At 72.5% G+C, this 17469-nt stretch carries 17 protein-coding genes and 1 pseudogene; 8 read left to right on the top strand and 10 right to left on the bottom strand.

What is annotated here, in order from left to right:
• Positions 1-496 precede the first annotated feature (496 nt).
• Positions 497-1675 (top strand): annotated as a pseudogene (locus tag ACZ6BB_RS15065) (helix-hairpin-helix domain-containing protein); the annotation flags it as partial.
• Positions 1672-2640 carry a DNA polymerase Y family protein gene (locus ACZ6BB_RS15060; RefSeq protein ID WP_471615632.1) on the top strand — a complete coding sequence of 323 codons (969 nt, stop codon included), beginning with the start codon at positions 1672-1674 and terminating at the stop codon, positions 2638-2640. The pseudogene ACZ6BB_RS15065 and the gene ACZ6BB_RS15060, both read left to right, overlap by 4 nt.
• Positions 2641-2657: 17 nt before the next feature.
• On the opposite strand, the gene ACZ6BB_RS15055 is transcribed toward ACZ6BB_RS15060, so the two are convergent.
• The gene (locus ACZ6BB_RS15055; protein ID WP_275459461.1) at positions 2658-3032 is read right to left on the bottom strand and encodes a cupin domain-containing protein; all 375 of its coding nucleotides are present in this window, start codon (positions 3030-3032) and stop codon (positions 2658-2660) included.
• Between the two features lie 181 nt (positions 3033-3213).
• Here ACZ6BB_RS15055 and ACZ6BB_RS15050 point away from each other — a divergent pair, with 181 nt between their 5' ends.
• Positions 3214-3660, top strand: coding sequence for a MarR family winged helix-turn-helix transcriptional regulator (locus ACZ6BB_RS15050; RefSeq protein WP_471615631.1), 447 nt, complete (start codon positions 3214-3216; stop codon positions 3658-3660).
• A 173-nt stretch (positions 3661-3833) separates the two neighbouring features.
• On the top strand, positions 3834-4703 hold the full coding sequence (locus tag ACZ6BB_RS15045; RefSeq protein WP_471615630.1) for an esterase/lipase family protein: 870 nt from the start codon (positions 3834-3836) through the stop codon (positions 4701-4703).
• Between the two features lie 97 nt (positions 4704-4800).
• On the opposite strand, the gene ACZ6BB_RS15040 is transcribed toward ACZ6BB_RS15045, so the two are convergent.
• The gene (locus ACZ6BB_RS15040) at positions 4801-4950 is read right to left on the bottom strand and encodes a hypothetical protein (protein WP_471615629.1); all 150 of its coding nucleotides are present in this window, start codon (positions 4948-4950) and stop codon (positions 4801-4803) included.
• A gap of 289 nt (positions 4951-5239) precedes the next feature.
• On the opposite strand from ACZ6BB_RS15040, the gene ACZ6BB_RS15035 reads away from it, so the two are divergent.
• The gene (locus ACZ6BB_RS15035) at positions 5240-6004 is read left to right on the top strand and encodes a dienelactone hydrolase family protein (protein ID WP_471615628.1); all 765 of its coding nucleotides are present in this window, start codon (positions 5240-5242) and stop codon (positions 6002-6004) included.
• Between the two features lie 180 nt (positions 6005-6184).
• On the opposite strand, the gene ACZ6BB_RS15030 is transcribed toward ACZ6BB_RS15035, so the two are convergent.
• Positions 6185-6319, bottom strand: a complete 135-nt coding sequence (locus ACZ6BB_RS15030; protein ID WP_318810304.1) for a hypothetical protein — start codon at positions 6317-6319, stop codon at positions 6185-6187.
• Positions 6320-6456: 137 nt separating this feature from the next.
• On the opposite strand from ACZ6BB_RS15030, the gene ACZ6BB_RS15025 reads away from it, so the two are divergent.
• Positions 6457-7131 (top strand): class I SAM-dependent methyltransferase, encoded by a 675-nt coding sequence (locus tag ACZ6BB_RS15025; protein WP_471615627.1) that lies wholly within the window; start codon positions 6457-6459, stop codon positions 7129-7131.
• Here the strand turns inward: ACZ6BB_RS15025 and ACZ6BB_RS15020 are convergent.
• Both ACZ6BB_RS15020 and ACZ6BB_RS15015 read right to left on the bottom strand, forming a co-directional pair.
• Complete coding sequence (locus ACZ6BB_RS15020) at positions 7112-7612, bottom strand: ribonuclease FAU-1 family protein (RefSeq protein ID WP_471615626.1); 501 nt, start codon at positions 7610-7612, stop codon at positions 7112-7114. The genes ACZ6BB_RS15025 and ACZ6BB_RS15020 overlap by 20 nt on opposite strands.
• On the bottom strand, positions 7593-8522 hold the full coding sequence (locus tag ACZ6BB_RS15015; protein ID WP_471615625.1) for a GNAT family N-acetyltransferase: 930 nt from the start codon (positions 8520-8522) through the stop codon (positions 7593-7595). Before ACZ6BB_RS15015 ends, ACZ6BB_RS15020 begins: the two co-directional genes overlap by 20 nt.
• Before the next feature lie 71 nt (positions 8523-8593).
• On the opposite strand from ACZ6BB_RS15015, the gene ACZ6BB_RS15010 reads away from it, so the two are divergent.
• Positions 8594-8962, top strand: coding sequence for a GntR family transcriptional regulator (locus ACZ6BB_RS15010; RefSeq protein WP_471615624.1), 369 nt, complete (start codon positions 8594-8596; stop codon positions 8960-8962).
• A 78-nt stretch (positions 8963-9040) separates the two neighbouring features.
• On the opposite strand, the gene ACZ6BB_RS15005 is transcribed toward ACZ6BB_RS15010, so the two are convergent.
• Complete coding sequence (locus ACZ6BB_RS15005) at positions 9041-9817, bottom strand: DUF72 domain-containing protein (RefSeq protein WP_471615623.1); 777 nt, start codon at positions 9815-9817, stop codon at positions 9041-9043.
• A 50-nt stretch (positions 9818-9867) separates the two neighbouring features.
• A complete protein-coding gene (locus tag ACZ6BB_RS15000) occupies positions 9868-10962 on the bottom strand; it encodes a DUF5925 domain-containing protein (protein ID WP_471615622.1) in 1095 nt (364 codons plus the stop codon).
• A gap of 278 nt (positions 10963-11240) precedes the next feature.
• On the opposite strand from ACZ6BB_RS15000, the gene ACZ6BB_RS14995 reads away from it, so the two are divergent.
• Complete coding sequence (locus ACZ6BB_RS14995; protein WP_471615621.1) at positions 11241-12047, top strand: SGNH/GDSL hydrolase family protein; 807 nt, start codon at positions 11241-11243, stop codon at positions 12045-12047.
• Here the strand turns inward: ACZ6BB_RS14995 and ACZ6BB_RS14990 are convergent.
• The 3 genes from ACZ6BB_RS14990 to ACZ6BB_RS14980 are packed head-to-tail and all read right to left on the bottom strand — an operon-like array spanning position 12031 to position 17408.
• Positions 12031-13788: a serine/threonine-protein kinase gene (locus tag ACZ6BB_RS14990; protein ID WP_471615620.1), complete on the bottom strand. Its 1758-nt coding sequence runs from the start codon at positions 13786-13788 to the stop codon at positions 12031-12033. The two genes, ACZ6BB_RS14995 and ACZ6BB_RS14990, sit on opposite strands and share 17 nt — an antisense overlap.
• Before the next feature lie 60 nt (positions 13789-13848).
• Positions 13849-15732: a HoxN/HupN/NixA family nickel/cobalt transporter gene (locus ACZ6BB_RS14985; protein ID WP_471615619.1), complete on the bottom strand. Its 1884-nt coding sequence runs from the start codon at positions 15730-15732 to the stop codon at positions 13849-13851.
• Positions 15729-17408: a tetratricopeptide repeat protein gene (locus tag ACZ6BB_RS14980; RefSeq protein ID WP_471615618.1), complete on the bottom strand. Its 1680-nt coding sequence runs from the start codon at positions 17406-17408 to the stop codon at positions 15729-15731. The genes ACZ6BB_RS14985 and ACZ6BB_RS14980 overlap by 4 nt, the downstream gene beginning before the upstream one ends.
• Between the last annotated feature and the right edge of the window lie 61 nt (positions 17409-17469).

Raw genomic sequence — 17469 nt, 5'->3', positions numbered from 1 at the left:
GATGCTTCGTTCCGCCGGTTCACATTCGATGACTTGATACTTGAAAGGAACGGGAGTGTCTGCGTCAGGGAATGTTGAGAATATCTCGTCCATGAGGCGAAGGGCGGCCGTGAAGCCCAGAGTCTCGCGTACGCTACGGAACTCTCGATTAGTTTTCCCTATTGGCAAACGTGACTCAAGATCAAAGAGGCTGCGATTCATCACTGCTTTCCTGTAAGCGAAATGGAGGCATTGCGCCCGACGTGGTCAAGGGCCGTCGAGACGTTTTGCAACTGACTGGAGGCGAAGACCGTGGCATTTAACACATGCGTTCCCCTCTCCGGGCTCGAACGCTAAGAAATCCCTCGATCGGATGAGTTTCGAGATAGATCTATTCCTGAAGTCCACTGTCTCACCCCGCCCGTCGGCGGGCTCCTATCTGATCATCCAAAACTCTGGGGAGATCTGCGTCGGCCGTTCAGGGCGATGTCTCATGAGACATGCAGATCGCGAAGAACGGGCACACGCGGTGGCGTTCGCGGTGCCGACGTACCAGTCGGCGTGGCTGAAGACGCACCATCCGGCGGCGTTCTACGCCGGGTTGCTCACGCACGACCCCGGGATGTACCCGAAGCGGCTGCTGCTCGCGGACGCGCGGCGGCGGGGGGTGCCGGTCCTGCCGCTGGACGTGAACCGGTCGGCGGTCGCTCACCGTATCGAACTGGTGTCTGAATCAAAGGGGTCGGGGGAGGAGCGGACCTGGGGGATCCGGCTCGCCCTCTCCGACGTGCACGGCATCAGCGAGGCCGAGGCGGCGCGGATCGCGGACGGGCAGCCGTACGCCTCGCTGCTGGACTTCTGGGAGCGGGCGCGGCCCAGCAGGCCGCTGGCCCAGCGGCTCGCCCAGGTCGGCGCGCTGGACGCCTTCGGCGCCAACCGGCGTGATCTGCAACTGCACCTGACCGAGCTGCACCGGGGCGCCCGGGGCGCGGGCGGCGGGCAGCTGCCGCTGTCCGGCGGCCGCAGGACCGCCTCCGCCGGGCTGCCGGACCTGTCCTCCGCCGAACGGCTCAGCGCCGAGCTGGGCGTGCTGTCGATGGACGTCTCCCGCAATCTGATGGACGACCACCGGGCGTTCCTCGACGAGCTGGGCGTGGTGTCGGCGCGGCGGCTGCGTGAGACGCGGCACGGGGAGACGGTCCTGGTCGCGGGCGCCAAGGCGGCGACCCAGACCCCGCCGATCCGCTCGGGCAAACGGGTCGTCTTCACCACCCTCGACGACGGCACCGGCCTGGTCGACCTCGCCTTCTTCGACGACTCCCACGACGCCTGCGCCCACACCGTCTTCCACTCCTGGCTGCTGCTGGTGCGCGGGGTGGTGCAGCGGCGCGGACCGCGCAGTCTCAGCGTGGTGGGCGCAGCGGCCTGGAACCTCGCCGAGCTGGTGGAGCTGCGGCGCGAGGGCGGCCTCGACGCGGTGGCACCCCGGCTGGCGGAACCCGTGGACACCGGCACCGCCCCCGGCGACGCGGCCCCCGACGGCGGACCGCGCGGGGACACCGGCCGCCGGATCCGTATGTCCACCGGCTATCGGATGCACCCCTGGGCCGATCTGCGGCCCGCGGGCGACGAGCCCTCTCAAGGTCCTTCTCAGGTACGGAAGTTGTGGCACCAGAGTCCAGGGAGTGCGGGATGACCATCCTCTGCGTACGTTTCCAGCTGCCGCCGAAGTACGAGGCCGCCCTGCCCGGTCTCCTCGGTGTGGTCGAGGACTTCACCCCGGTCGTGGAGGCGCTGCCGCCGGACGGCGCACTGGCCGATCTGCGGGGCGCCGAAAGGTACTTCGGCCGGGACGCCGAGGAACTGGCCCGGCTGATCCGGGTCCGCGCCCTCGCCCTGTACGGCGTCGACTGCCTGATCGGCGCCGGGCCCGGGCCGCTGACGGCGCGGCTCGCGCTGGGGGCGGCGGCGCCCGGATCGCCGTGCGCGGTGCCCGAGGACCTCGTCGTGGACTTCCTCGCCGAACTGCCCGTCGCCGCGCTGCCCGGCGTCGGCACCGCGACCGCCCGCACCCTGGGCGAGTACGGGCTGGACACCCTCGGCGCCGTCGCCCGCGCGCCCCTGTCCACGCTCCAGCGCCTGGTCGGGGCGAGGACGGGCCGCGACCTGCACGAGAAAGCCAACGGCGTCGACCGGGACCGGGTCGTACCGAACGCCGTCGCGCGCTCACTGGCCACCGAACAGACCTTCTCCCGCGACGAGCTGAACCCGGACCGGCACCGCCGCGCCCTGCTCGCCGGCACCGCGGAACTGGGCTCCCGGCTGCGCGCCCTGGAGAAGGTCTGCCGCACCCTGACCCTCACCGTCCGCTACGCCGACCGGTCCTCGACGACGCGCACCCGCACCCTCGAGGAGCCGACCGCGCACTCCCCGGCGCTGACCTCGACGGCCTACGCCCTGTACGACGCCCTCGGCCTCCAGCGGGCCCGTGTCCGCGCGATCGCCCTGCGCGCCGAGGGTCTCACCCCCGCCGACCGGGCCTCCCACCAGCTCGCCTTCGACCCCGTCGACGAGAAGGTCCGCCGTATCGAGGAGGTCGCCGACCGTGCCCGGGCGAAGTTCGGCCCCCACGCGGTGATGCCGGGGACACTGGCCGCGTAACCGTCCTCGTGCGGTGGTCAGTTGGCCCACGGGGGAACGATCCGCGTGCCGTCGGCCAGCTCCGCCTCCAGGCCGAGGGAGGTGGCGACCCAGGTGACGGCGGTCTCCGCCGCCGGGTTCTCGACGGTGAGGGTGGCCCCCGCGTTGACGATCAGGGTGTCACCGGCGGCGACCCGTTCGGTGCGGCCGTCCAGCGTGACCACCAGCTCGCCGCTGAGCAGATGCAGGATCTCCTCCCTGGTGACGGTGTGCGCGGGCGCCTTGGTCCCCGGCGGGATCTCGCCCCGCCAGGCGGCCAGTTCCCGGCTGCCGGTGCGCGGGGTGGCGTACGAGACGAAACGGGCGCCATGGATCTCGTGGGTGACGGCTTCGGACGGACGGACGACAGGCATGCGGGCCTCCTGGGGCCTCGGGGTCCCCTTCGGTCCTCAGGACCGGCGGACCGGCGGACGGGCGGACGGGCGGACGGACGGGCGGACGGACGGACGATGGAACAGATGGTCAAGCTGCTTGACCATCTGGCTATATGGTCAAGCAGCTTGACCAATTCGTCAAGGGTGTTTCAATGCAGGCGTGCAGAACTCCGAAGCCCTGGCCCTGACCGCCGTCCTGCTCGCCGCCGCCGGCGACCTGACGCGCCGCATCGACGAGGGGGTCGCGGCCCGCGGCTTCGAGGCGCGGCCCTCGTACGGCTTCGCGTTCACCCGGCTCGCCCCGGACGGGGCGACGGTCACCGACCTCGCCGCCCATCTCGGGGTGACCAAGCAGGCGGCCAGCCAGCTCGTCGACGAGCTGGTGCGCAAGGGGTACGTCGAGCGGCGGCCGCACCCCGCCGACGCCCGGGCCCGCCTGGTCGTGCTGACCGGGCGGGGGTGGGCCTGCACCCGGGCGGCGGAGGAGGCGGCGGCCGAGGTCGTCGCGGAATGGGCCGAATCGCTCGGCGGGGAGGGTGAGGTGCGGGCGTTGCGCGATCGGCTGGCGCGGATCGCGCCCTACGGTCCGATCAGGCCCGCCTGGTGACGATTCGGCGTCACGTGTCAGTGTTCCCGACCTTCACTTGAAGTTTTTACTGACACGTAACTTCCCACTTTTTCTACTCGCCCGTAACTTGGCGAACTAGAACAGCATCCTCGTGATCCGGATCACAGGGCGTACGCCGTCGCACATCCCTTGAGCCGCAAGGAGATCACCCGATGCTGCCCTGGAAGCGCCTGATCAGACCGCTGGCCGCCCTGTGCCTGGCCGCCGCGGCCACCGTCGTCCCCGCCACCGCCGCCGAGGCCGCCGACACGGCCGCCGCATCCAGCCGTGGCTGGAACGACTACTCCTGCAAACCCTCCAGCGCCCACCCCCGCCCCGTGGTCCTCGTCCACGGAACGTTCGCGAACTCCGTCGACAACTGGCTGGGCCTCGCCCCGTACCTCGTGAACCGGGGCTACTGCGTCTACTCCCTCGACTACGGCCAACTCCCCGGCGTCGCCTTCTTCAACGGCCTCGGCCCCATCGAGAAGTCGGCGGAGCAGCTCGACTCCTTCGTCGACCGGGTGCTCGCCGCCACCGGCGCCGCCGAGGCCGACCTCGTCGGTCACTCGCAGGGCGGCATGATGCCCCGCTACTACCTCAAGTTCCTCGGCGGAGCCGCGGAGGTGAACGCCCTCGTCGGCATCGCCCCCTCCAACCACGGCACCACCCTGAACGGCCTCACCGGACTCCTCCAGTACTTCCCCGGCGCCGGGGACCTGCTGTCCGGCGCGACCCCGGCCCTCGCCGACCAGGTGGTCGGCTCCCCCTTCCTGACCAAGCTCAACGCGGGCGGCGACACCGTCCCCGGCGTCACGTACACGGTCCTCGCCACCAAGTACGACGAGGTGGTCACCCCCTACCGGTCCCAGTTCCTCAGCGGACCGAACGTGCGCAACATCGTCATCCAGGACCTCTGCGCGCTCGACCTCTCCGAGCACGCGGCGATCGGACTCCTCGACCGCATCGCGTTCCACGAGGTCCTCAACGCCCTCGACCCGGCCCACGCCACCCCGACGACCTGCCTCTCGGCCGTCGGCTGACACGTGTGCGTACGCACCGCCGGGGCCGCCCGGCGGTGCGTACGTGTGCTGCCGGGGCCTGTCCGGCCTGAGCCGCCCGACAGGCCCCGGAGGTTCCTCAGCGGCCGTGCCGTCCGCCGGTGGTCGCGCGGAGGCGGGCGGCGCAGGCCGGCCCGGCGGCGCACCCGGCCAGGACGAGCGGGGTGGCGCCGGTGACGGCCGCGGTGACGAATGCGGCGGCCCTGCGGCGGGCGGCGGGCACGGGCATGACGGGGCGCTCCTCACACGGTCCTGGAAACGGCTCCGGGGTCGGTCCCGGGCGTCGGGGACGATCAGCAAGCTAGCCCCGGGAAACCGCGGAATCGCCTGTTGGAGGCAGGTGCGGCAGATCCTTATGGTGGCGTTAAGGATCGGCTAACCGAGGGCTCAGGAAAGGGGGTTCCCGGCCCGGCCGGTGATCCGTCTCTTACCCGGGCGCGGAACAATGCGCTCGCTCGCGTCAGTTGACGACCGGGCGAGGACCAGTCGCCCATCGCCCAGAAGAATGAGGAGCGCCCATGACCGCCGTACGCGGAACCACCGTGGACATCACCACCGAGGACGGCACGGCCGACGCCTACCTCGTCCACCCCGACGACGACACCGCGTATCCGGCGGTCCTGTTCTACATGGACGCGTTCGGACTGCGGCCCCATCTGCGGGGGATGGCCGACCGGCTGGCCGGTGCCGGGTACACGGTCCTCGTGCCCAACGTCTTCCACCGGTCGGGGCGGACCCCGGTGTTCGACCTGCCCGAGTTCATCGACCCGGCCGCACGGCCGGAGATATGGGGGCAGATCCTCCCGGCCATGCAGGCGCTGACACCTGAGCTCGCGCTGCGGGACGCGCCGGCCTACCTGGACACGCTGGCCGGCAGCCCGCATGCCGCCGCCGGGCCCGTCGGGATCACCGGGTACTGCATGGGCACCCGGCTCGCCCTGCACACCGCCGGTGCCTTCCCGGAGCGGGTCGCCGCCGTGGCCGGCTTCCACGGCGGGGGTCTGGCCACCGACGCACCGGACAGCCCGCACCTGGCGGTGGCCCGGATCACCGCCGAGGTGTACCTCGGCCACGCCGACGAGGACCCGTCCCTGCCGCCGGAGCAGATCGACCTGCTCGACAAGGCGCTCACCGAGGCGGGGGTCCGCCATCGCACCGAGGTCTACACGGGTGCCTCGCACGGCTACACCCAGGCCGACACCGCCGCCTACGACGCCGAGGCGACGGCACGCCACTGGACCGCGCTGCTGGACCTGCTGGACCGCAACCTGAAGCGGCCCTGACCGCATCCGGCCCGGGCCGCACACGAGCGTGCCCTCGGTCCGGGCCGAGGGCACTGACGCGGTCAGCGGGTGACGCGGAAAGGTGAGGAGGAGGGCCGTCCGGACGGCCGGGTCGGATGGTCGGCCGGGTCGGATGGCCGGCGAAACGGCATGCCGACGAGCCGGGGTGCCGGCGGGCGGTCAGCCGTCCGGCCACCAGGTGCGCGCGATGTCCTTGCGCACTTCCCGGCGCTCGGCGGGACGTTCCTCGGCCTCGTCCCGCACCCGGCGGGAGGTGGACTTCCTCAGGGGCTTCTGCACGGTCGTACGGCGCATGGCTGCCTCCTTGCGTCTACCGGGTTCCGCGTTTTCACGGAGGTAGACCCTTTCCGGGAGCGTTACTCATCGTTCGTGCTGTGTCAGTGGCGGCTGTCACCATCTGGACTGTCAGTGGCAGGTGTCACTCTGGCGGCATGACCAACATCGACGACGGTGAAACCTCCCCGGCCCTTCGAACACCGGACGACCCGGCGGCAGATGACCCTCCGGGAGCCGTCGACTGGGACGCGGAAGCCCCCTCTTTCGACGACGAACCCGATCACGGCCTGCGGGAACCCGCCGTCCGGGATGCCTGGGCGGCCCGCCTGCGGGACTGGCTGCCGCGCCGGGGCTGCGACGTGCTGGACCTGGGATGCGGCACCGGGAGCCTGTCACTCCTCGCCACCGAGCAGGGCCACCGGGTGACCGGTGTCGACGCCTCCCGGGCCATGGTCGGCCTCGCCCGCGCCAAACTCGCCGGACGCCCCGCGGTGTTCCTCGTCGGGGACGCGGCGGCCCCGCCGGTGGGGGAGGAGCGCTTCGACGTGGTCCTCGTCCGTCATGTGCTGTGGACGCTGCCCGACCCGGGCCGTGCCCTGCGCCACTGGTGCGGCCTGCTGCGGCCCGGAGGCCGCCTCGTGCTGGTCGAGGGCGTGTGGGGCACGCTCTCCCCGGTCGGCATACCCGCCGAGCGGCTGTACGGCCTGGTGGCGCCGCTGGTGTCCGACGCGGAGATCGTGCGGCTCGGGCACGACTCCGCGCTGTGGGGAAGGGAGGTCGAGGACGAGCGGTACGCGGTGGTGGCCCGGCTCAGTCCAGCAGGGCCGTGAAACCGCCCTCCCGGGCCAGGGCTTCCAGCGCGTCGAGAGCCGCCACGGCCGCCGCCGCGGCCTCCGGGTCGCTCGCCGCGAGCCCGCTCTCCTCGAACTCGTCCTCGTCCAGCCGCAGGACGTCCGTGCCGTCGGCGGAGCGCCACAGGTCCAGGTCGAGGTCCTCGACGACGAGTTCCCCGCCCGAGAGCGTGGCGGGCCTGGTGATGTCGCAGTACCAGCCCTTCAGCGCGCCCCGGGCGTCCCTGACCTCCTTCACGGCGTACCACCGGTCGCGCCAGTAGTACTCGGTGAACACGTCACCGGGCTCGAAGCGTACGAAGCCGAAGTCCCGTACGCCCTCGCTCGCCCAGGCGGCGCGGACCACGACCCGGACGCCGTCGTCGCTCACCGGCCGCGCGGGGTAACGGATCTTCGTACGGCCCGCCTTGAGCAGGACGACCTCCACCTCCGCCGCCGGCTCAGCCGAGTTCACGGACATACCGCACCTCCGTCGCACAGACCTCGTATCCGAACCATGTGTTGACCGCGAGCATCGGACCGTTGCCGGTGTCGTTGCCCGTGAACGCCTCCGTACAGCCGGCGGCCCGCGCGCGGTGCAGGGAGTCGTTCTTGGCGAGCTTGGCCAGACCCCGGCCGCGGAAGGCGCGGGCGGTGCCCGTCATCCCCGTGAAGTAGCGGTCCCGGCCGTCGGTGCGCACCGCGGTGAACGCGACGGGTGCGCCGTCCACGACGACCACCGTGCTCAGGGCGTGGTCCAGGAGGGGGTGACGATAGGTCTCCGCGAGCCACGACTCGTAGTCGTCGAACTCCGCCTCGAGGTCGCCGGGTTCGTCCGCCGAGACCTCCGCGTCCAGGTCGAACAGGGGGCGCGGGTCGTCGGCGAAGTCGGCGGCCGTACGCAGTTCCACGCCCGGGGGCGGGTCCGCGAGCGGGGGCAGGGTGCCGTGGGCCAGGTCCAGCCGGAGGAAGTGCGCGGAGCGGCTGGACGTGTAGCCGCGCCGCTCCGCGAACGCCCGGTTCTCCGGGGTGTCCAGCACCCATGCCAGCAGTCGCTTCGCCCCCACCGCCGTCAGCCGCTCCTCGGCGGCGCGCACCAGGAGCCCGCCGGCGCCCCGGCGTGGATGGTCCGGGTGGACGTACACGTTCAGACATCCCTGGTCCGGTACGGGGCTGTCGTCAGCGATGCCGAGCTGCGCGGTGCCGATCACCTCGCCGTCCGCCTCGGCGACCAGCAGCTGGTAATGGGCCGCGGGGGCCGCGTGGGCGGTGTCGTGGAGCAGGGACTCGGCGGTGCTGACCATGAAGGGCAGGGCCAGGCGCCGTACCTCGACGAAGGCCCCGGCGTCCACGGGGTCGGCGGCGCGGAGGGCGCGCACGATCACTGTCATGGGTGCGCACGCTACGGGGCCGCACGGTCGGGCTGCCTCCGAATTTCCGCCGGGTACGGGACAATCGCCGCGTGACCTTGAAGATTCGCATCGTGGAGGGGGGCGCGCCCTACGAGCAGGTGCGCGCCCAGATCTCGGAACAGGCCCGCTCCGGCGTGCTGCCCGTGGGGTTCCGGCTGCCGACCGTACGGGGGCTCGCCGAGCAGCTCGGGCTCGCGGCCAACACCGTCGCCAAGGCGTACCGGGCGCTGGAGACGGACGGGGTGATCGAGACGCGGGGGCGCAACGGCACGTTCGTGGCGGCCGCCGGCTCGGCCGCGGAGCGCGAGGCCGCGGCGGCCGCCGGGGCGTACGCGGAGCGCGTGCGCCGCCTCGGCCTCGACGAGGCGGAGGCGCTGGCGGTGGCCCGGGACGCACTGCGGGCCGCGTACGCGGAGTAGAAGCAGGGACAGGGACAGGGACAGAAGCAGAAGCTGGGGCTGGGGCTGGGGCTGGGGCAGAGGTAGGACGCCGGCGGCTCAGGGCCGCGTCGGCCGGACCGGTTCCGGTGTGCGGGTCGGCCGCAGGCCCGCCCGCCGGGCCGCGCTCGCGAACGCCGTCGCGTCCCGCACCGCCGCCGCGTGGGGGTCGTTGTTGAAGTAGACATGGGCGTCGGCGTCGGCGGGCCAGGTGTCGGCGATGCGGTGCGCCCAGGTCGTCAGCGCCTGGCGGCCGTAGTGGGGCCAGGGGCGGGCCCGGCCCTGGTGGAGGCGGAGGTAGCACCAGTCGGTGGTGCGCCACAGGGGGGTCGCCGGGCGGGACCGGGTGTCGGCCCAGCACAGGGCCGCGCGGTGGGACTCCAGTACCTCGCGGATCCCGGGGGTCCACCAGGAGTCGTGGCGGGGCTCGACCGCGATCCGGGTGCCGGAGGGGAAGCATGCCAGGCAGGCACTCAGGAGGTCCGCGTCGGCCCGCAGGGTCGGCGGCAGCTGGAGCAGGACCGGGCCCAGCCGGTCGCCCAGGCCGAGCGCGTGGCTCATCAGGCGGTGCACCGGCTCCTCGGGGTCCCGCAGCCGCTTGATGTGCGTCAGGTACCGGCTCGCCTTCACCGCGACCACGAAGTCCTCCGGCACCCTCTCCCGCCACGCCTCGAAGTTCTCCCGCGTCGGCAGCCGGTAGAACGCGTTGTTGATCTCGACCGTGGCGAAGCGGGCCGCGTACTCCTCCAGCCACAGCCGGGCCGGGCAGCCCTGCGGATAGAGGGCGCCCCGCCAGTCCTTGTACTGCCACCCCGACGTGCCGACGAAGAGGGTCATACATCCATGAAAACACCGCGGCGGGCAGGGGAACATCGCGGCGGGACCGCCTACAGGTACAGGCCCGCGTCCGCCCCGCCCCTCGGCTCCGGCAGCGATGTCGGTGACGTGCCGCGGCGCAGCGCGTACAGCTCGGCGAGGGTCGCGCCCTCGCGGCCGACGCCCGCTTCCGTGCCGAGCCAGCTCACCGCCTCCGCGCGGGTCAGGGCGCCCACCTCGATCCGGGCGAGGCAGCGACCGGGGCGCACCACGGCGGGGTGCAGGCGCTCCAGGTCCTCGTTGGTGGTGACGCCGACCAGGACGTTGCGGCCCTGTCCGAGGAGGCCGTCCGTGAGGTTCAGCAGCCGGGAGAGGGCCTGGCCCGCCGTGTGCTTGGCCTCGCCGCGGATCAGTTCGTCGCAGTCCTCCAGGAGCAGCAGGCGCCAGCGCCCCTTGCCGTTGGAGTCGTCCTCGCCGATCGCGATGTCCATCAGATAGCCGACGTCGGAGAAGAGCCGCTCGGGGTCCAGGACGCAGTCGACCTGACACCAGTCCCGCCAGGAACGGGCCAGCGTGCGCAGGGCGGAGGTCTTGCCCGTGCCGGGCGGACCGTGCAGCAGCAGCAGGCGGCCCGCGATGTCCTCGGGGGTCGTCTTCATCAGCCGGTCCATCGCGTCCGCCACGGGCGCGGTGTAGTTCGGCCGTACCTCTTCCCAGGTGCCCGCCGAGATCTGCCGGGTCGTGCGGTGCGGGCCCCGGCGCGGCGAGACGTACCAGAAGCCCATCGTCACGTTCTCCGGCTGTGGCTCGGGCTCGTCGGCCGCGCCGTCGGTGGCCTGGCCGAGCACCTTCTGGGCCAGCTCGGCGGTGGTCGCGGTGACCGTGACGTCGGCGCCCCTGTTCCAGCGGGAGACCAGTACGGTCCAGCCGTCGCCCTCGGCGAGGGTCGCGCTGCGGTCGTCGTCCCGCGCGACGCGCAGGACACGTGCGCCCGGCGGCAGCAGGGTGGCACCGGACCGTACCCGGTCGATGTTCGCCGCGTGCGCGTACGGCTGCTCGCCCGTCGCGAAACGGCCGAGGAACAGCGCGTCGACGACGTCGGACGGTGAGTCGCTGTCGTCGACGTTGAGCCGGATCGGCAGTGCGTCGTGTGGGTTGGCAGACATGGCGCCATGATCCGTCACCGGGGCTCCCCGCGCACCCGCTTTCCGCGGCGCGCCGCCGGGCACGGGAGTTCCCCGGAGGAGGGGCGCGCCTCCTCCGGGGAACTCCTGTTCACACGGTGGTGGTTGTCGTCACGGGACGGGAAGTGCGAGGAGGCGTCGGCACTGGAGCGGGGCGGGTCCGTCTGTTGCGGACAGGAAAGTATTGACATGGACACTTCCGATCAACACGCGTAGTTGCTACGACGGTTGAGGCAGAGATCCTGCTAAAGGGAGGTTCCATGAGACGTTCCCGACTTGCGGCATACCTGACCTCATTCCTCCTCGCCGCCGGCGTCGCCCTCACCGGGGCCGCGACGGCGCAGGCGTCCCAACAGGCCGCCGCCACCGGCTATGTGGCGCTCGGAGACTCCTACTCCTCGGGCGTCGGCGCGGGGAGCTACATCTCCTCCAGCGGCGACTGCAAGCGCAGCACGAAGGCATATCCGTACCTCTGGGCGGTCGCCAACTCACCCTCGTCCTTCAACTTCACGGCCTGCTCGGGCGCCCGAACGGGTGATGTTCTGGCGAACCAGCTGGGACCGCTCGGCCCGGGCACGGGGCTGGTCTCCGTGAGCGTCGGCGGCAACGACGCAGGCTTCGCCGACGTCATGACCACCTGCGTGCTGCAGTCCGACAGCTCCTGCGTCGCACGCATCAACACCGCGAAGGCGTACGTCGACTCGACGCTCCCCGGCCGGCTCGACGAGGTCTACTCGGCGATCAGTGCCAAGGCACCGGCCGCCCATGTGGTGGTGCTCGGCTACCCCCGCTTCTACCAGCTGGGCGGCACCTGCCCCGGCCTCTCGCAGGCCAAGCGGTCCGCCATCAACAACGCGGCCGACTACCTGAACACCGCGATCGCCAAGCGCGCCGCCGACCACGGTTTCACGTTCGGCGACGTCCGCTCCACGTTCACCGGGCACGAACTGTGCTCGGGCAGCGCGTGGCTGCACAGCCTCAACCTGCTGAACGTGGGCGAGTCCTACCACCCGAAGGCCGCCGGGCAGTCGGGCGGCTATCTGCCCGTCTTCAGGAACGCGGCCTGACGGCTCCGCCTCGGGCCACCCCGGTGAGGGCGCCGGCCTCGTCGTCGTAGTCGGCGTCGGAGTCGCTGTACTCGCCGGGGTTCTCCCCGTCGTCGCCGGGGGAGGTCCCGCCCGTGGTCGGGGCCTCCGTCTCGCACGTCACCGAGAACGCGACGGAGTTGGACTTCTTGTTCACCGGGCCGCGGACCTCGACGCTGATCTCGTCCTCGTGACTGCCGTTCGTCGAGACGACGACCTGGTCCCGTCTGGTCTTCTCGCCGCCGGCCGGGAAGGACAGCGTCTTCCAGCCGGTGTCGTCGATCTGGCCGTTCTTCGCCACCCACCGGTACTGGACGTCCACCGGGACGCTGCCCACGGTGAACGTCGCGGTGAAGTTGGGCACCTGGTCGTCAGGGGGTGGACAGGTACCGGAGTAGTCGGTGTTCGCGCCGGTCACCGTCACGTCGACCGACTGCGCGGGCGGCTTGGTGGTCGGCTTCTCCTCGGGTGTCTCGGAGGGGGTCTCGCTGTCCTCGTCCGTGGCGCCGCCGCCGGGCTCCTCCTCGCCGGTACCGCCGTCCGTCGTCCCGCCGTCGGTCCCGCCCACCGTGCCCGCCCCGTTGGTGGGGGTGCCCTCCTTCCCGCCGTCGTCACGGTTGACCCAGGCGTACGTCAGTCCGGCGATGGCGAGGGCGATCGCCGCGATACCGGCGACCAGGAAGACGAGGGCGCGGCGGTCGCGCTGCGGCCCGCCGGCCGGCATCGCGGAGGGGTGCGTCGCGGCGGCCGGGACGGGACGGGGCGGTGTCGGCGCCCCGTCCCGGTTCGTGCTCCGCCCCGCACCCGCGGCGGGGAAGGCGGCCACCGTCGGGTCGTACGCCCCCGACGCGAGCGGGGCGGAGCGTGTGGTGCCCGTGCCGGAGGGCGTACCGCCGGCGCCGATGATCCGCAGGTCCCGCTCCGCCTGCTCGGCGGGCATCCGGTCGGCCGGATCCTTGCGCAGCAGCCCCTCGATCACCGGGGCCAGCGGACCGGCCCGGTGCGGCGGCGGAAGCTCCTCGTCGACGACCGCGCGCAAGGTGCTCAGCGGGGTGTTCTGCCGGAAGGGGGAGTTGCCCTCGACCGCCGCGTACAGCAGCACGCCGAGCGACCACAGGTCCGACTCGGGACCGAAGGAGCGGCCGAGCGCGCGTTCGGGGGCGAGGAACTCGGGGGAGCCGATGACCTCGCCCGTCATGGTGAGCGCGGAGCTGCCCTCGACCGTCGCGATACCGAAGTCGGTGAGGACGACCCGGCCGTCGTTGGACATCAGCACGTTGGCCGGTTTCACGTCCCGGTGCAAGACTCCGGCCTCGTGCGCGGCGCGCAGCGCGGACAGCACCTCGGCGCCGATGTGCGCGGCGCGCTGCGGGTCGAGCGGGCCCTCGGCGTCCAGGAGGTCGGCGAGCGACACCCCGCGCACCAGCTCCATCACGATCCACGGGCGGCCGTCCTCCATGGCCACGTCGTACACGGTGACCACGTTGCGGTTGGCGACCCGGGCGGCCGCCCACGCCTCGCGCTCCAGCCGGGCGTACATCCGCTCGACGTCGGACATCGGGATCCCGCCCGGCGCCTTCACCTCCTTGACGGCGACCTCGCGGTGCAGCACCTCGTCACGGGCCCGCCACACGGTCCCCATGCCGCCCTCGCCCAGCGGGGTCAGCAGCCGGTACCGGCCCGCGATCACCCGTTCACTGCCCGGTTCTTCGGACACGGCCATCCCCCGTCACTCGCATCCGTCCGAAATCTCCACTCCGAGCGATTTCCCCACAAAAGTAGCTCAGCCGAGGGCGGATGTTGCCCCCCTGAACACCAAACCAGCCCCCAGGGCGACAACCAGCAGGGCCGACGCCAGCGGCACGGTCCGGCGCACCAGCGCGGCCGTCGGCCCGCCGAGCCGGCCCTCGCCCCGGTCCATCACCCGCGTCACCCAGCCGCCCGCCTTCACGACGGCGTACCCGGCCGCCGTCAGCGTGAGGGCCAGCCCGACGCCGTACGCCACCACGAGCAGCAGCCCGAACCACGCCTTGCCCAGCGCCGCCGCGCCGACCAGGACGACCACGGCCGACGGGCTCGGCACCATGCCGCCCGCGAAGCCGAGCAGGATCGTGCCGCGCAGGGTCGGAGCGGTGGGATGGGTGTGGGTGAAGCCGCCGTGGGTGTGCGTGACTCCGCCACCGAAGAGGGAGCGCTTCTGGTCGGGGGCATGGGTGTGGTCGTGGCCGTGCGCGTGATCGTGCTGGTGACCGTGACCGTGACCGTGACCGTGACCGTGACCGTGACCGTGACCGTGACCGTGACCGTGATCGGGGTCGTGGGTGTGCTGGTGGCCAGGGCCGTGGCTGTGGGTGGGTGTCTCGGCCGGCGCGTGGTCGTGGGTGTGGGTCGCGACCGACGCGTGGGTGTGCGCGTGGGTGGCTGACGGGGTGGCCAGGACGAGTTCGCGGTCGGGCTCGGGCGCGTGATCGTGCGTGTGGGAGTCGCCCTCGCCATGACGGTGGGAGTGCCCGTGCTCGTGGTGGTGCTGCTCGTGGTCGTGCCCGTGCGTGTGTCCGTGATCGTGATCGTGCGTGTGATCGTGGTTGTGGTTGTGGTTGTGGTTGTGGTCGTGGGCCTTCGCATGGGTGAGCGTCAGCTTGCGGTTCAGCCAGGCGCGTCGTGCGAGCGTCACTCCCGCGCCCATCACGAACAGGCCGCTCGCGATGCCCAGCCAGGTGATCACGGACGGGGCGGCGGCGGAGCCGGCGAGGACGAGCAGGCCGAGGGCGACGACGCCCAGGGTGTGGGTGACCGTCACGGACGCGGCCATGGGCAGCACGTCGCGCATCCGGGCCCGGTCGCGGGCGGCGGCCGTCGCGGCCATCAGGGTCTTGCCGTGACCCGGGCCGAGCGCGTGCATGGCGCCCAGGAACATGGCGATGCCGAAGGCCAGGGCGCCGAAGCCGAGGGTGAGGTCGTGGCTGGAGACCAGGTCGTCCAGCGCCCTGGTCCAGCGGTCCGCGCCCCGCGGGAGGATCGAGGCGCCGGGCGCGTCGCCGCGCTGCTCGGCCAGGGCCGGGCCGCCCGGCTTCACCTGGAGGGAGGCCGTCGCCGTGTCCTCCGGCGACTGCAGCAACTCCTCGGGGTAGCTGGTGAGCCGCTTCGAGACCGACTCCTCGGGCACGTCCGACCCGGTCAGGGTCGTCCGGTCGCCCTGCGCGGTGACCTCGCGCCACCCGGGCCCGGAGTCGACCGCCGCGTGGAAGCGCACGTCGGCGGCCCGGTCGGGCAGCGCGGCTGTCAGCCGGCACTCCACGCGCAGCGTCTTCAGCCCCGCCTGGCCGGGCCGTTCCTCGGCCCGGCTCGACCCGAGCCGCACGTCCACGGCGTTCCCGTCGACGGTGACCTCGCTGCCCTCGGCGGCCTTCTCGCACCGCTCCCGGGCCCAGTCGCCCATGCCCTGCCGCTCGATGGCGGGCGCGGCCTGGGTCGCCGGGATCTCCGCGAGGTCCTCGACATGGAGGACCTTCAGCTGTCCGGGGGTGGCGACCAGGCCGTCGTACCGGTTGACGGTGAAGTTGCCGAGCGGATGCGCGCTCGCCGCCCCGGTGGGGACGAGGACGAGTGCGCAGGCGGCCAGGAAGACCGCCGTGCCGGAGGCGAACACACGCCGGGGAGCGGTCACTTGGCGGTCTCCAGAGCCTTCAGGGTCTTACGGGCCTGTGCCGCGCCGAGCGGCGAGAAGCCGGCGTTGAGGGCGAGCGCCTCCTTCAGCGAGGCCCTGGCCTCCTTCTTGTCGCCGGCCGCGTTCTCGACCATGCCCCGGTGGTACAGGAACGTCGCGTCCCGGTAGCCGGTGGCGGTGGCGCGGCGGGCGTACGGCAGTGCCTCGTCGTCGTGGCCGTTGACGTGCAGTGCCCAGGCGAGCGCGTCCGCGGTGTGGACCGTCTCGCGGCGCTTCCACTCGGCCTCGGCGGCCTTGAGGGCGGCCTTGCGGTCACCGTGGTCGGCGGCGGCGAGGGCGGTGTCGAGGTCGGCGTTGACGCCGTATGACCGGGCGATGGCGGTGTAGGCGTCCACCAGCGCGTACTGGTCGCGGGCCTTGGCCCTGTCGCCCTTCGCCTCGTACAGCTCGCCGAGGACGACGAGCGGTCCCGGCAGCGGATAGGAGGCCACGACCTGCTCCAGGCCGCGGATCGCCTCCGCGCGGTCGCCGCTCGCGGCCTGGGCGCGGGCGCGGCCCTCCAGCGCGGGAAGGTAGGTGTCGTCGGCGCCGAGGGCGCGCGCGTAGTGGGTGAGCGCGGTCTTGTAGTCGCCCTGCCGCCAGGCGAGTTGGCCGAGCTGGGTGGCCACGTAGGCGATGTCGCCCCGCGTGGCCGCCGACCTCAGGGCCATGTTCAGGACACGGCGGGCGGTCTTCACGTCGCCGCGCAGCTCGTGGACGTAGGCGTACCGCGTGAACACCGGGATGCCGGGACGGCGGGTGTCGGCGAGCTTCACGGCCTTCAGCGCGTCGTCGTAGCGGCCGAGTTCGACCAGGGCGTCGACGCGGCTGCACAACGCCCGCTCGCTGTACGGGTTCTCCTTGAGGGCCCGGTCCGCGTACCGCAGCGCCTCGCCGAACTCGTGGCGGGCGGCGGCGAGGGCGGCGAGGCCCGCGAGCGCCGGGTCGTTGTCCGGTCGCAGCTTCAGCGACCGTCGCAGGGCCTTCTCGGCCTGCGGGTAACGGGAGGAGTCGCCCTTGACGCGGGCCTGCTCGACATAGGCGAGGCCGAGTGTGGACCAGGACCCGAAGTCCTTGGGCTGCTGCCTGAGATGGGCCTGGAGCAGCTTGACGCCGGTGTCGAGGTCGCCGTGGGAGAGCTGGGCGGCCGAGACTCCCGGCGAGGTCGAGACGGCCACCGTCGCCCGGTCGTCGTCCTTGGCCCCCACCGCCACGGCGAACCCGGTGAACGCGACGGCCAGCGCGGCCGCGCACGCGGTGAGCCGCGCCGCCCGCCGCCGAGCGGACTCGGGCACCGGCCGACGACCGCGCCCGGAACCGGCGGGCGCCGGCCCCGTCCCGGCCTCGGAGGCCGGAACGGACGCGGCGCCGCGGGTCCCGGCGTCGGCCGCGGTGACATCGGGACCGGTCGCGGTGACATCGGCAGGGGAGACGTCGGCAGGGGAGACGTCGGCGGAGGACACATCAGGGGAGGACATGTCCGCGGAGGACACATCGGAGGAGGAAACGTCGGGCCCGGCGTCGGAGGCGGACGGGGACGCGGAGCTGGTGCCCTCGTCGGCTTCGGCCCCGGGAGCCCCTGCGCCGGGACGCGGACGCCCGTCCTGCGACGCGCTGTCGTTCGTACGCGGGGACATGCCCTCTCCTCAACATCCTTGCCGGGCGCGGTGTTCGTGATCGTGGGGCGCGGCCCGCACC

The organism is Streptomyces sp. NPDC041108 (assembly GCF_055592645.1).
The sequence above is the reverse complement of the archived record's forward strand: the minus strand, read 5'-3'. Positions and strand labels throughout refer to the sequence as shown.